The sequence below is a fragment of the Segatella buccae ATCC 33574 genome (assembly GCF_000184945.1).
GTDB lineage: Bacteria > Bacteroidota > Bacteroidia > Bacteroidales > Bacteroidaceae > Prevotella > Prevotella buccae.
Map to the genome: position 1 here is coordinate 2,219,078 of NZ_GL586311.1, position 14,518 is coordinate 2,233,595.

Below are 14,518 nucleotides of genomic sequence, written 5' to 3' on the forward strand. Positions count from 1 at the left end.
TCTTCCTGATGATTTTTACTTCATAGTGTCACACCATTTTTAAATATGGAAATCTCCCGATAGCCGTTGGCCTCATTGCGAGTGAGTTCTCCACTGGCCACAGCAATGATTTTATCAATAAACTTCTCGGTCAGTTCTTTCATGCCGGTGCCCTCTACCAGTTCTCCTGCGTTGAAATCAATCCAGTTAGGCTTGTTTTTATAGAGGGTGCTGTTGGTTGAGATTTTCATTGTCGGGACGAAAGTGCCAAACGGTGTGCCCCGGCCTGTAGTGAAAAGCACCAGTTGGCAGCCGGCTGAAGCCAGTGCTGTGGAGGCCACAAGGTCGTTGCCGGGAGCCGATAGCAGATTGAGTCCCCGCTCTTTCAGGCGATCGCCATAGCCCAAGACACCGCTCACCAATGCGCGGCCGCATTTTTGCGTACACCCCAAGGCTTTGTCTTCAAGGGTGGATATGCCACCGGCCTTGTTGCCGGGAGAGGGATTCTCACCGACAGGTTCGCCGTGAGAGAGGAAATATTCCTTGAAGTCGTTAATCAACTTGACCGTTTGTTCAAACAGGTGTGGAGTCTTGCAGCGGTTCATCAAGATGGTTTCCGCACCAAACATTTCCGGGACTTCCGTTAGGATGGTCGTTCCACCTTGCGCAACGAGGTAGTCGGAAAATTCGCCTACCAGCGGATTGGCAGTGATTCCGCTGAATCCGTCGGAACCGCCACACTTCAATCCGACACGCAATTCACTCAACGGGACATCCTCTCGCCGGTCTTCTTTGGCCACAGTATACAACTCTCGGAGAATCCTCATTCCTTCCTCGAGCTCATCTCCTTCAACCTTTTGGGTCACAAGAAGTTTGATACGCTTCTTGTCGTAGTCTCCAAGCATCTCCATGAATTGGTCAGGCTGGTTGTTTTCACACCCAAGTGAAAGCACCAAAACACCGCCGGCATTGGGATGCAGGCAGATGTCGCGCAACACCTTTCGGGTGTTTTCATGGTCACCACTCAACTGCGAACAACCGAAATTATGGTGCCAGGCATGTACAGCATCAATACCTTCCAAGCGGGTCTCGGCTTTCAGCATTTCAACCAACCGCTCAGCAATGCCATTCACACATCCCACAGTCGGCACGATCCAAATCTCATTGCGCACCCCGACTTCGCCATTCGCCCTTTTGTAACCCTTGAAAGTCCTGTTCTCTTTAGCAATGTTGAGAGTCTCCGTAACCGGATGGTAGGTGTACTCGAGGGTTCCGGCCAGATTGGTCTTCAAATTATTCTCATTGACCCACTGCCCGGCTTTCAAGTCTTCCTTGGCATGGCCGATGGGGTAGCCATACTTGATGATGTCGGCACCTTTGCTGACATCATTGATGAGCACTTTATGCCCGGCCGGCGTGTCCTGACGCAGCTCTATGCTCTTACCGTCTATTTCAACGGTTTCGCCTTTCTTCATCGGACGCAGACATACGAATACGGAGTCTGCCCGATTGATTTTGATAAAGCTTGATTGTTCCATAGATTTGTTTTCTTTCGTTTTTGTTATTTGTCTTTTGTATAATTGTGCATATCTTGGTCGCAAAGCCTCCTCACACCGTTAAAGTGGCATCATACCTGAAAATTACAGTTGTGTCCTCCTGTAAAAATCCACATTCTCTTTTGACAATAATTCAATGGGCATGTAATTCACCGGAGTTACTTTCTTTTTGAGTACGATTGCATTAAACAATGTGTCAACACACGAGTAGCCCTGCAAATAAGCATGTTGCGCTATCAGAAAAGAGATGGAACCTTGCCGGAGACATTCCACATTCTTGGCAACCATGTCATAGCCCATGATTTGTACATCCCGTCGATTGGTTTTGAGCAGGAACTCACCCACCAGATACGCTTTAGAATTCAGCGTGATGCAATGATGCAAATGCGGATGTTGGATGAAGAAATTCTCCATGGTGTGCTCATATTCCTTACGAGTGCCTTGCAGGGGTAGGTCGAGGTTGACAATCTCTATCTCGGGGAAATGGTCGTGCATGTAATGCCGGAATCCCACTTCTCGGTTATCCTGCTGCTTACTGACCAATTTGCCGTCTTTAGTTTGGCGCATGAGCATGATTTCTTTCTCTTGTGCAGCCAATAACATTAGCATCTTGGCAGCAAAATACCCACTGCAAAAAGAGTCTTGGCCATAGAATGACAAGGGCCGCAAATCTGGCATGTAAGAGTCAAGAAGAACAAACGGGATGTTGTGATCGTGTAATTTGTCCGTAAAGCGTCGTGTAATGTCAAGTTGTGCAGGAACAATGACAACACCATCAGGACTGGAATTGAGGATTTCAATGCACTTATCCTTGAAGGAGTCTTCATTGAATCTTTGATAGTATCTGATTTCCACATCAATATGGAAGTCCCGCCGGGTGTCTTCACATTTCTTGGCACCTTCCTCTATCTCTTCCCAATAGGCTTCTGACTCGTGCATGGGAATCAAAAGGAAGAAAGTGTATGACTTATTATATGCCAATGCACTTGCATACATATTGGGCTGGTAGTTCATCTCTTTGAGTGCTTTCTCTACCTTTTCACGAGCAGGCGGCGACACATTGGGGCGGTCGTGGAGCACTCTGTCAACCGTCCCCACCGAAACACCGGCCCTTTCGGCAATGTCTTTGATTCTGATTTTTGTTGCCATAGTTTTTAGTTGTTTGCTGTGTGACCGGCAAGAAACAACTGTAAAAAACAGCGTTGTGCCCGCACACATATACTATTTTCGGTACAAATATACTAATAAAAGTTGAATTGTGCGGAAGCACAGTCCAATATTTTGCACAAAATCTAATTTTTCCATGATTTTATTTCTTCGTTTGGTAAATTATGACTATTTTTGCGAAGAAAACAAATCAATTAACTAACAATTTAGTAAAACGAATAACAAATTAAACTATTTAAAATGGCTAAAATCGTAACATTAGGCGAAATCATGCTTCGTCTTTCTCCGGAAGGCAATGACCGATTCATTCAGAGTGACTCATTCCGCATCATCCCCGGTGGCGGTGAGGCAAATGTTGCTGTCAGCGTGGCAAATTATGGACATGAAGCATATTTTGTTTCTAAGTTGCCCAACCATGAGATTGGTCAGATTGCCGTCAATGCCCTTCGGCGCTATGGTGTGAACACTCAGTTTGTCGCTCGTGGAGGAGAGCGTGTTGGTCTCTATTACGCTGAGACAGGAGCTTCCATGCGGCCTTCTAAAGTTATTTACGACCGTGCTCATAGTGCCATTGCCGAGGCTGTTCCTTCCGATTTCGATTTCGATGCCATTATGAAAGGTGCCAAATGGTTCCATTGGTCTGGAATTACTCCTGCCATTAGCGACAAGGCCGCAGAGCTGACTAAACTGGCATGTGAAGCCGCAAAGCGTCACGGAGTAACAGTTTCCGTTGATTTGAACTTCCGCAAGAAACTCTGGACTTCGGAAAAAGCCATCTCTGTGATGCGCCCATTGATGCAATATGTTGATGTATGTATTGGTAATGAAGAGGATGCACAACTCTGTCTTGGTTTCAAACCCGATGCCGATGTAGAAGGCGGAAAGACTGATGCTGAGGGATATTATGGCATTTTCCAAGGTATGATGAAGGAGTTTGGTTTCAAATATGTAGTATCTACGCTCCGTGAGTCTTTCTCTGCAACACATAATGGTTGGAAGGCTCTTATTTACGACGGTAAGGAGTTCTACCAAAGTAAGCGTTACGACATTATGCCCATCATTGACCGTGTCGGTGGCGGTGACTCGTTCTCCGGAGGCTTAATTCATGGGTTGCTTACAAAGCCCACCCAAGCGGAGGCCTTGGAATTTGCAGTAGCTGCATCGGCGCTTAAACATACCGTTCCCGGAGACTTCAATCTTGTTTCTGTAGATGAAGTGGAAAGCCTCGCCGGTGGTAATGCTAGCGGTCGTGTGCAGAGATAGGCGCATCTCGTCTCTTTTGTCGAGAAAATAATAAGACATAAAATAGATATCATTTACACACTTCGTATAAATTAAGTATTCAAATAATGGCAAAGTTTAATAAGATGCAGGTCATGCAGGCTATGAAGGAAACCGGTATGGTACCTGTGTTTTTCAATAGTGACCTCGACACCTGTAAAAATGTAATCAAAGCATGTTATGAAGGTGGCGTGCGCGTGTTTGAGTTTACCAATCGTGGTGATTTCGCCCATGAGATTTTCGGGGAGTTGGTGAAATGGGCAACCAAAGAATGCCCGGAGTTGATACTCGGTGCAGGTACGGTGATAGATGCCCCTACAGCAGCATTGTACATTCAGTTGGGAGCCAACTTTATTGTCGGGCCAAACTTTAATCCGGAGATTGCTCCCGTTTGCAATCGTCGCCTTGTTCCTTATTCTCCCGGATGTGGTTCTGTATCGGAAATCAGCAACGCCCAAGCGGCAGGCTGCGATGTTACCAAGGTATTCCCGGCCGGCAATGTAGGTGGCCCTTCATTTGTCAAGAATATTCTTGGACCGTTGCGCTGGAGCAATGTGATGGTGACGGGGGCCGTGTCTCCGGACAAGGACAATCTCACCGAGTGGATCAAGAGCGGAGTACTTTGTGTTGGTATGGGTTCCAAACTTTTCCCTAAGGAGGTGATTGCCGCCCGAAACTGGCAGGCTATTACCGACAAATGTGCAGAGGCTCTCGGATATATCAAAGAGGCCCGTTCGTAAATCAAACGGAATGGGAAATGAACAGACCTCATCTCTTTTTACAAAAGATAATTAACTAAATATAAAGGTTGTAGGGATCGGTCTGACAGACCATCCCTACATTTTCATTTGAAGACTAAACTTGAAATAACACAGCTGCTACTGAAGGGTGTCTCCCTCTTGGTGACGTTCCTTTGGTTCTCGGCTTGTCGTCCTCCCCATCAGATAGAGGTTGACAAGCTGAATGACAAATCTTATGCCTTCCATTATCGGGATTTGGATTCTACCAAGAAGTATGCACTACAGGCATTAGAACTCTCTGATGACTATGGACAAGGCTACGCTGAGGCCTGCAACAACCTTGCTTTCGTTGACATCATGCACATGGATTATGCTGGTGCCTACAAACTTCTTGCAAAAGTGTCTACCCATACCGATGACCAGATAGAACTGCTTGTTGCCGACATTCAGCAGATGAGACTTTGCCAACGTGAATCACGGAACAAGGACTTCTATGATTTCCGGGAGCGTGCAGCACGCCGTCTGAAACGTATAGATGAGGAGGGGGACAACCTCTCCCGCCGGCAGAAACTGAGAATGGTCTATGCACGTTCCGAATTCGGCATCGTAAATTCCACCTATTTATATTATGTCGGATTGGAAAAGCCCTTTATAGAGGCTTTAGAGTCCATCAACCCTGTAGAAGTGGAACAAGATACGGCCCAATATCTCAATTATCTATATTGCATCGGAGCCGGCGGTGCCATTCAAGGCACTCGGGAGGAAGTCGCCCAAACCGAGTTTAACTATTTGCTAAGATGCTATCTTCTTGCTGATGGCTCCAATTATCCATTTTGGAAAGCTAACTCCATGCAAGCCATCAGTGAGCATCTACAATCGGATGTGATTCGCCGGTATCTGATTAAGAACAACCAATCCGCTATCAAATTCATCAACGTTGATCAGATGAATGACAGCCTACTTGCCGGTAATTTAGCCCAACGTTCTCTGGAACTCTTCATGAAATATGGCGATGTGTACCAGACAGCCGGTGCCTACCGCACATTGGCGCAATGCTATTGGTGCATCAATGACTATAAGTCGGCGGCCATCTGCTTGGAGACAGCACTTACCAAAAACAAGGCTATCAATGAAGCTCCCGATTTGGTGGCAAGCATCCGTGAGCAGTTGAGCCTGGTCTATTCAGCTATTGATGACAAGCCCAACAGTGACAGAAACAGAAATCTCTACCTTGATTTGCAAGAGCAGACTCGCCAAGACCGTCAGCTTGAAGCCCGTGCAGCACAGTTGGACAAGAATGCCGCACAACTGAACTGGATGATTATTGCCGTAATCACAATGATCGTCTTTGTCATTGTCCTACTGATTGCCTTTGGCATCATGCGTCGCAGAAATAACAAAAGATTTTCTTATGACAAACTTCTTGACCCGCTGAATGTGTGGAAAGAACATAACGAGCAAGAAGTAAACAGTCTGCTTGAACGCCAAGCTGAGATAGAAGAGAAACAGAATATCGTCAAGCAACATATTGATGAGAACAAACGCCGCAATCTTGAACAGCGTGCCAAAGTGCAGTTGGTCAACAGTATTACTCCACTTATAGACCGTATCGTCCATGAAGTGGCAAAACTATCAACCCAACAAGAGACTGCTGTCATCCGCAAAGAGAGGTTTGATTACATCTCGGAAGTGGCAGACAAGATAAGCGAATACAATGATGTGCTTACACATTGGATTCAAATGCGCCAAGGAGCACTCAGCCTGCACATTGAGAGTTTCCCACTGCAACTATTGTTCAATGTTGTCAAGAAAGGGAAGATGAGTTTTCTATTGAAAGGTATCACATTGAAAATAGGTGATACGCAGGCCGTCGTGAAGGCAGACAGGACGCTGACACTATTCATGGTAAATACCATTGCCGACAACGCCCGCAAGTTTACGGGGAGTGGGGGAGAAGTACATATTTATGCCCAAGAGACCGATGAGTATGTTGAAATCCGCATAGAAGATACAGGCAAAGGCATGGACGGTGAGCAACTTTCACATATTTTCGATCATACATATACCGGCGGGCATGGTTTCGGACTGCTCAACTGCAAAGGCATCATAGAGAAATACAAAAAAATAAGCACACTATTTAAGGTATGCGAGATTGGTGTTGAGAGCACAAAGGGAAAGGGAAGCAAGTTCTTTTTCCGCTTGCCCAAGGGCCTTGTGCGAGGGCTTAGGCTCTTCCTCGTGATGGTGAGTATGGCAGTCGGCTTGTCATCGGCTATGGCTTCAGGCGAATCCGTCCATCATGGAGTGGAGAATATGCCACAAAGTCTGGTTCTTGCCGGCCGTTATGCCGACAGTGCCTATTTTTCCAACATCAACGGGCGTTACAGACGCACGCTTGAGTTTGCCGATTCAGCACGGAAATATCTCAATGCCTATTACCTTGAAAAACATCCGGAAGGCAAGTTCTTGATGAAAGCATACGCCACGAGTGGGGAACCGGCCGAAATCCGTTGGTTCCACGATGGGCTTGTCACGCGTTACAGCGTCATACTCGACATACGCAACGAATCGGCAGTTGCAGCCTTGGCTCTCCATGAATGGCAATTATACACCTACAACAACAAGGTCTACACACAACTCTTCCGGGAACGGTCAGCAGATGACACACTCGACAACTATGTGCGCACCATGCAAGCCTCAGAGAACTCCAAAATGGTGGCCATCATCTTATTGATAGTCTTGTTGGTGCTCATTTTCCCTGCCTACTACCTCCTCTACTATCGTCATGTCGTTGCCTATAAGCTTGCTGTGGAGCAGGTTAATACCATCAACGCCATCTTGCTCACAGAACAGTCGGATGAAGACAAATTGAAAAACATCCGGCAAATATGGCAGGAAAAGCCGATTTTGAGAGTCAGCCCCCGCCTGCACGATGTGGTAAGGCAAATAGAGAAGGCCTTGGAAAAGAGCGTCGCTTATCATCAAAATCAGGAGGTCAGCATTGAACTTGCTGAGGATGAGCTTCATCGCAGCGAATATGAAAATGACAAACTTTATATCAGCAATAGTGTGCTTGACAACTGTCTGTCGGCCTTGAAACACGAAACCATGTATTACCCTTCTCGCATCAGACAACTGATTGACGACAATCCGGAAAATGTGGAGGCTTTGAGCGAACTTGTCGGCTATTACAAATCACTGTACACGATGCTCTCCGAACAGGCTATGCAGCAGGTTGTTGGAAATGTCAAACTTGACAAAGCAATAGTGGAATATCTCTTTGATATGCTAAGAAAAGAATCGGGAGGAAATAAACTTGAGCTTTTAAAATCAGAAAAGGACAGTCTTTACGTTATATATATGGTGAAGATTCCTCATCTTCGCAACGACGAGGAGTATCTTCGCCGATTGTTCACCCCGCTCACAGACAATCTCAACTTCCTGCTATGTAGGCAGATTGTTCGCGAAATCGGCGAGGTTTTCAATATGCGGAGATGCGGCATTCGGGCCTTTAAAGATGAGCATGGCTTGGGTGTCATAGAGATTGTCCTACCCAAAAGTTTAGAAAACGTAATTGGAAAATAGATATGGATAAGTTTAAAGTCATCATAGTGGAAGATGTGCCTTTGGAACTAAAGGGGACAGAGGGAATCTTCAGAAATGAAATTCCTGAGGCTGAGATTATCGGCACGGCAGACTGCGAGCAGGCTTATTGGAAAACTCTTAAGCAACAGCTCCCCGACCTTGTCTTGCTTGATTTAGGATTGGGAGGAAGCACGACTGTCGGCGTGGAAATATGCCGACAGACCAAAGAGATGCATCCGCATGTGAGAGTTCTTATTTTCACCGGAGAAATCCTCAATGAAAAACTTTGGGTGGATGTTCTTGATGCTGGATGCGACGGCATCATCTTGAAAAGTGGAGAACTTCTCACGCGTGGAGATGTCGCCAGTTGTATGAACGGAAAAAAGATGGTCTTCAACCAACCCATCTTGGAAAAGATTGTCGAGCGCTTCAAGCAAAGCATAAACAGGCAGTTGATGCGTCAGGAAGCATTAGTCAACTACGAGATTGACGAATACGACGAGCGTTTCTTGCGCCATCTTGCTTTAGGATTCACCAAAGATCAGATTTCTAATTTGCGTGGGATGCCATTCGGTGTAAAAAGTCTTGAGAAACGCCAGAACGAGTTGGTGCAGAAACTTTTCCCGAACGGTAATGGCGGATTGGGGGTGAATGCCACCCGCCTGGTGGTCAGAGCACTTGAGTTGCAGATATTGGATATAGACCGGCTTGAAGCAGATGAGGAATAAAGCGGCCACCTATATTGTAATTCTCCTGTCGGCAAGCCAACTCATCTTGATTTTGCTGTCATGGCTCATCACGGCCGCCTACCCCGACAAAACAGTGCATTCACTGCTAAGTAGTGAAGGCATCAGGTGGTATTTCGGTCGTTTTGTCGACAACCTTCAGACCCCCGTCCTTGTTTGGCTCCTACTGTTGGGCATGGCATGGGGAGCATTGGACAAATGTGGCATATTCCATTATCAGCCTTCCCTCTATCGGCATCGGTTGGCCATGCGGCTCGTCATCGCTGAGATAGCCCTGTGCATCGTCGTGATGTTGTTGCTCACGGCTATTCCCCACGCCATTCTCCTTAATGTGACGGGACATCTGTTTCCCGGCAGTTTCAGCGCGAGCATCATACCCGTACTTTCATTCATGGCCGTAGTCGCCGGAGGGAGCTTCGGGTTGTTGAGCGGCCATTACCAAGGCTTTTCCGAACTTGTGGACTCCTTGTCGGAGGGGTTAAGGCATATAGCAGTGCTTTTTGTACTTTATGTGTTGGGCGCACAGTTATATGCATCTCTTCATTTTGTGTTTTAGCCAATCATCATCCCCTTACTCCTCACTTTTTCTTTCCATCCCCTTTCATCATATATGCCCCGCATTCGGTTTGGTTCAGTGCCTTTGCGCCATCTGTGCAGAGGCTGTGCACAAACCGTTCGGCAGCCTTGCACAGAGCGTGCAAAGGCCTCGAACAGAAAGAAGACGCTTCCACTCTTGAGTTGTTTTGTGTAGGCATGGCGGTAAAGTGGAGTAATATTGCTTTTTCAGGTAAACCGGAATACCTTCATACTAAAACTATTGTGATTACCTGTCACGCTTTCCTGAAATGAAATCACAATGTTTTATGTGGATTTGATTCTATTTAGTTTTTTTTAATTATAGCTTTTCTGTATGTGCCAAATTATTAGTATCTTTGTGCGTTTTATGTAACTTAGTGGCTGGATATGAAAGGTAACATTAAGAAAAAAGCAAGAGAAATTCTTGATAGTTATCTTGAATTGCGGAGCCATCGCAAGACACCGGAGCGTTATGCGATTCTGGATGCCGTGTACAGTATGGACGGACACTTCTCTTTAGAAGAGTTGGATGCCCGGCTGGGAAAGGACAACTTCCGCGTGAGCAGAGCCACGCTCTACAATACGATGCGGTTGTTTTTAGAACTTCGTCTTGTGATAAGGCACCGTCTTCAAGATGGCACAAAGTATGAAGCGTGCTATGACAAAGGATGTCATTGTCATCAAGTATGCACCGTTTGTGGGAAAGTGACAGAGATTAGTGCGCCGACAGTCGTAAGGGCTCTTGATACCCTCAAGTTGAAACGATTCCGCAAGGATGAGTTTACACTATATATCTATGGAGTGTGCAGTTCCTGCCAGTCGGCCATAACCCGAAAGCGCAAGCAAGGAAACGCAAACGACGTGGACAAATAAGATCAAAAGAAAGCGAAATCTTAAAAGAAAAACGATATTACAATGAACACTGGTAAAGTTGATGTCCTTTTAGGTCTCCAATGGGGCGATGAAGGCAAAGGAAAGATTGTTGATGTGCTGACACCTAAGTATGATGTCGTGGCTCGGTTTCAAGGCGGTCCTAATGCCGGACATACATTGGAGTTTGAAGGCAAGAAGTATGTACTTCGTTCCATTCCGTCGGGTATCTTCCAAGGGGGCAAGGTCAACATCATAGGCAATGGTGTGGTTTTGGCCCCGGATTTGTTTATGAATGAGGCCAAGGAACTGGAGAAGAGCGGCCATCCACTCAAAGAGCGTCTCCACATATCCCGGAAGGCCCATCTTATCATGCCCACCCACAGAGTGCTCGATCGGGCCTACGAGGCTGCCAAAGGTAAGGATAAAGTGGGCACCACGGGCAAAGGTATCGGCCCGACTTATACAGACAAAATTTCACGCAATGGCTTGAGAGTAGGGGACATTCTTGACCATTTTGAAGAAAAATACGCTGCTCACAAGGCTCGCCACATGCAAATGCTCGCCAATCTCGGATGGACTGATTTTAGCGGTTTTGAGGAGGTGGAAAACACTTGGATGGAAGGTGTCGAATACATGAAACAGTTTCATATTGTCGACAGTGAACACGAAATCAACAACTTGCTGAAGTCCGGCAAGAGCATATTATGTGAAGGAGCGCAAGGTACAATGCTTGATGTAGACTTTGGCAGCTATCCCTTTGTCACATCGTCCAATACAATTTGTGCCGGTGCTTGCACCGGACTGGGCATTGGGCCCAATCGGGTGGGCAACGTGTATGGCATCATGAAAGCCTATTGCACACGTGTCGGCGCAGGACCATTCCCCACAGAGCTCTTTGACGATACGGGCAAAAAAATTCGCGACCTTGGACACGAATATGGTGCCGTGACCGGGAGAGAGCGCCGTTGCGGATGGGTCGATCTCGTTCAGTTGCGCTATTCTGTCATGATCAACGGCGTGACCGAACTGATTATGATGAAGAGCGACGTGCTCGATGATTTCGATACCATCAAGGCATGTGTTGCCTACAGACTCCCCAATGGAGATACGACAACTGAACTCCCGTATGAGCTGGAGGGTGTAGAGCCCATCTATCGGGAATTGCCTGGTTGGAAGGCAGACATGACTGCATTTACTGATGAGGCGCAATTCCCTAAGGCATTTAAAGACTACATCAAGTTCGTTGAAGACTTCCTTGAAACCCCCATCAAGATCATCTCACTCGGGCCGGATCGTGACCAAACGGTAGTCCGCCAATAAAATCATCACGTTATAATAGTATGTGCAATATAATCCTGTGGGGACGCTTGATACAGGCAACCCGCAGGATTGCAGCAATCAATTTGTGCCCTCTGGAAATATCGGAGAGCAAATAAAAAGTTTAATCTCAATCCAAATAAACATAATGGCCAACAAACCAAGTATCCCCAAAGGAACCCGCGACTTTGGTTCCGTGGAGATGGCAAAGCGAAATTATATATTCGACACCATCAAGGAAGTATATGCCCTTTATGGTTTTCAACAAATAGAAACTCCCGCCATGGAGACCTTGCAAACCCTCATGGGGAAATATGGCGAGGAGGGAGACAAACTGTTGTTTAAGGTGCTTAACTCCGGCGATTTCATGAACAAGCTGTCGGACGAAGAGTTGCAGGAGAAAAATTCACTCCACGTGGCAGCCAAGCTATGCGAGAAAGGGCTCCGGTACGACCTGACGGTGCCGTTTGCACGCTATGTGGTTATGCACCGGGATGAACTGCAACTGCCGTTCAAGCGTTTTCAAATCCAACCAGTGTGGCGGGCCGACAGACCGCAAAAGGGGAGGTATCGCGAGTTTTTCCAATGCGATGCCGACATCGTAGGCTCCGACTCTCTGCTCAATGAGGTGGAACTGATGCAGATGGTTGATACGGTTTTTACGAAGTTGGGGATCAACGTACAAATCAAAATCAACAACCGCAAAATCCTTACCGGCATAGCAGAAGTTATTGGAGAGGCCGATAAAATCATAGACATAACCGTTGCTATAGACAAACTTGACAAAATTGGACTTGAAAATGTAAATCACGAGTTGAAGTCAGCCGGTGTCAGTGGCGAAGCCATCGAAAAACTCCAACCGATTATCTCTTTGAGCGGAAGCAACGGAGATAAACTCAAGGTGATTCAAGCCGTGCTTGAAACATCGGAAACAGGCTTAAAGGGAGTGGAAGAAACACGCTTCATTTTAAACACTCTGGAGCTCCTCGGCTTGAAAAATGACATTCAACTGGACTTGACCTTGGCCAGAGGATTGAACTATTATACGGGAGCTATCTTTGAAGTGAAGGCTCTTGATGTGCCAATGGGAAGTATTACCGGTGGAGGAAGATACGACAATCTGACAGGAATCTTCGGTATGCCGGGGCTGAGCGGAGTCGGCATATCATTCGGGGCCGACCGCATCTATGATGTGTTGAACACACTCAATCTCTACCCCAAGGAGGCCGTCAATTCCACTCAAGTCTTATTCATCAATTTTGGTGAACAGGAAACAGCCTATTGCTTGCCCATCTTGAAACAAGTGCGCGATGCCGGGATACGTGCAGAAATCTATCCGGATAGTGCCAAAATGAAAAAGCAGATGAATTACGCCAATGCCAAGGGGATACCATTCGTCGTTTTGGCGGGGGAAAATGAAATGCAAACAAGGCAAGTGACCCTCAAAAATATGGAGACCGGCGAGCAGCGACAAGTAAGCCCTGCAGAGGCTATAACCTGTATACAAGGCTGACAACCATAATAAACACAGCGCAGGACATGCCATTGGAACAATAGCATGTTGCTGTGCAGTGTTTCATTACAGACAACAACTACTTAAACCTTACGACAATGAAACATTCTACTAAAACTGTTTCCATTTTTCTTTTGACTTGTCTAACCGCCATTGGTCTGACTTCATCCAACCGGAAAGTGACTATTTTTATCATTGGTGATTCTACCGCAGCCGAAAAGTCTTCACCAGCCACAAATCCCGAGCGAGGGTGGGGGATGGTGTTACAAGGATGTTTTACGGAAGACATTTTGGTAGACAATTATGCCGTCAACGGACGTTCTTCGAAAAGTTTTTGGGATGAAGGCCGATGGAAAAAGGTGGTCGACAGAATCGCTCCGGGCGATTATGTGCTTATACAGTTTGGCCATAATGACGAGAAACCGGCTCCCGACAGGCATACGGAGCCGGGCTCCACATTCGATGACAACCTCAGACGGTATGTAAGGGAAACGCGCGAGAAAGGAGGCTTTCCCGTATTGCTGAATGCCGTGGTGCGCCGTAAATTCTATTTGGAGAATGACCACAACGATGATGATGAAAAGTTGCGAAACAAAAGCTATGAAGGGGATGAACTGATAAATAGCGATACGCTGATAGACACACATGGCGAATATCGTCTGGTGCCGGAACGCATTGCCAAGGAAATGAAGGTTGTTTTCATTGATGCCAACCGGATAACCCACGACATAGAACAACGATATGGTGTGGTCGGTTCCCGCAAACTGCATGTCTGGTACAAACCCGGCGAAATCAGTTCGCTGCCCAAGGGCCGACAGGACAACACACATTATAATGTATATGGTGCCCGTATCGTGGCAGACGCTCTTGCTGCAGAACTCTCCGCAAAAATTCCGGCTCTCAGAAAATATGTGAGGCATTACGATTATGTAGTATCTAAAGAGGGGAGAGGCAACTATATGGATTTGCAAACGGCCATTGATGATGTACCCTCAAACGGGAAAACCTCTATTCTCATCCTTGATGGGACTTGGAATAAGCCGTATATAGCCAAAGGGAAAAAAGTAAAATTGATAAGATACTCCGGTGTAAGGTTCAAATGAGCCTTGTCGATCTATAGAATCGAATAAATAGGAAAGTCGGTCCTATCTCTGTAATTTATCCAAATGTTTGTTTGGAAATTTG

General features: G+C 46.4%; 11 protein-coding genes. 9 read left to right on the forward strand and 2 right to left on the reverse strand.

Annotated features, from left to right (window positions below; translation table 11 throughout):
• Positions 1-20: 20 nt before the first annotated feature.
• Together HMPREF6485_RS08675 and HMPREF6485_RS08680 are read right to left on the reverse strand one after the other, a co-directional pair.
• Positions 21-1,517: a UxaA family hydrolase gene (locus HMPREF6485_RS08675; RefSeq protein WP_007411659.1), complete on the reverse strand. Its 1,497-nt coding sequence runs from the start codon at positions 1,515-1,517 to the stop codon at positions 21-23.
• Positions 1,518-1,619: 102 nt separating this feature from the next.
• The gene (locus HMPREF6485_RS08680) at positions 1,620-2,684 is read right to left on the reverse strand and encodes a LacI family DNA-binding transcriptional regulator (protein WP_004340966.1); all 1,065 of its coding nucleotides are present in this window, start codon (positions 2,682-2,684) and stop codon (positions 1,620-1,622) included.
• Between the two features lie 258 nt (positions 2,685-2,942).
• Here HMPREF6485_RS08680 and HMPREF6485_RS08685 point away from each other — a divergent pair, with 258 nt between their 5' ends.
• The 9 genes from HMPREF6485_RS08685 (at position 2,943) to HMPREF6485_RS08725 (ending at position 14,436) form a co-directional block, all read left to right on the forward strand.
• Positions 2,943-3,965 carry a sugar kinase gene (locus tag HMPREF6485_RS08685; RefSeq protein ID WP_004346027.1) on the forward strand — a complete coding sequence of 341 codons (1,023 nt, stop codon included), beginning with the start codon at positions 2,943-2,945 and terminating at the stop codon, positions 3,963-3,965.
• A gap of 86 nt (positions 3,966-4,051) precedes the next feature.
• The gene (locus HMPREF6485_RS08690) at positions 4,052-4,723 is read left to right on the forward strand and encodes a bifunctional 4-hydroxy-2-oxoglutarate aldolase/2-dehydro-3-deoxy-phosphogluconate aldolase (protein ID WP_004346029.1); all 672 of its coding nucleotides are present in this window, start codon (positions 4,052-4,054) and stop codon (positions 4,721-4,723) included.
• A gap of 108 nt (positions 4,724-4,831) precedes the next feature.
• A complete protein-coding gene (locus HMPREF6485_RS08695; RefSeq protein WP_004346031.1) occupies positions 4,832-8,308 on the forward strand; it encodes a sensor histidine kinase in 3,477 nt (1,158 codons plus the stop codon).
• Positions 8,309-8,310: 2 nt separating this feature from the next.
• Positions 8,311-9,036 (forward strand): DUF5932 domain-containing protein, encoded by a 726-nt coding sequence (locus HMPREF6485_RS08700; RefSeq protein WP_004340973.1) that lies wholly within the window; start codon positions 8,311-8,313, stop codon positions 9,034-9,036.
• A complete protein-coding gene (locus tag HMPREF6485_RS08705; protein ID WP_004346033.1) occupies positions 9,026-9,610 on the forward strand; it encodes an AbgT family transporter in 585 nt (194 codons plus the stop codon). The genes HMPREF6485_RS08700 and HMPREF6485_RS08705 overlap by 11 nt, the downstream gene beginning before the upstream one ends.
• Before the next feature lie 407 nt (positions 9,611-10,017).
• Complete coding sequence (locus tag HMPREF6485_RS08710; protein WP_004340976.1) at positions 10,018-10,503, forward strand: Fur family transcriptional regulator; 486 nt, start codon at positions 10,018-10,020, stop codon at positions 10,501-10,503.
• Between the two features lie 42 nt (positions 10,504-10,545).
• Positions 10,546-11,823: an adenylosuccinate synthase gene (locus HMPREF6485_RS08715; RefSeq protein WP_004346041.1), complete on the forward strand. Its 1,278-nt coding sequence runs from the start codon at positions 10,546-10,548 to the stop codon at positions 11,821-11,823.
• 145 nt (positions 11,824-11,968) lie between these two features.
• Positions 11,969-13,333 carry a histidine--tRNA ligase gene (hisS, locus tag HMPREF6485_RS08720; RefSeq protein ID WP_004346043.1) on the forward strand — a complete coding sequence of 455 codons (1,365 nt, stop codon included), beginning with the start codon at positions 11,969-11,971 and terminating at the stop codon, positions 13,331-13,333.
• A gap of 98 nt (positions 13,334-13,431) precedes the next feature.
• On the forward strand, positions 13,432-14,436 hold the full coding sequence (locus tag HMPREF6485_RS08725) for a rhamnogalacturonan acetylesterase (protein WP_004346045.1): 1,005 nt from the start codon (positions 13,432-13,434) through the stop codon (positions 14,434-14,436).
• Positions 14,437-14,518: the final 82 nt, after the last annotated feature.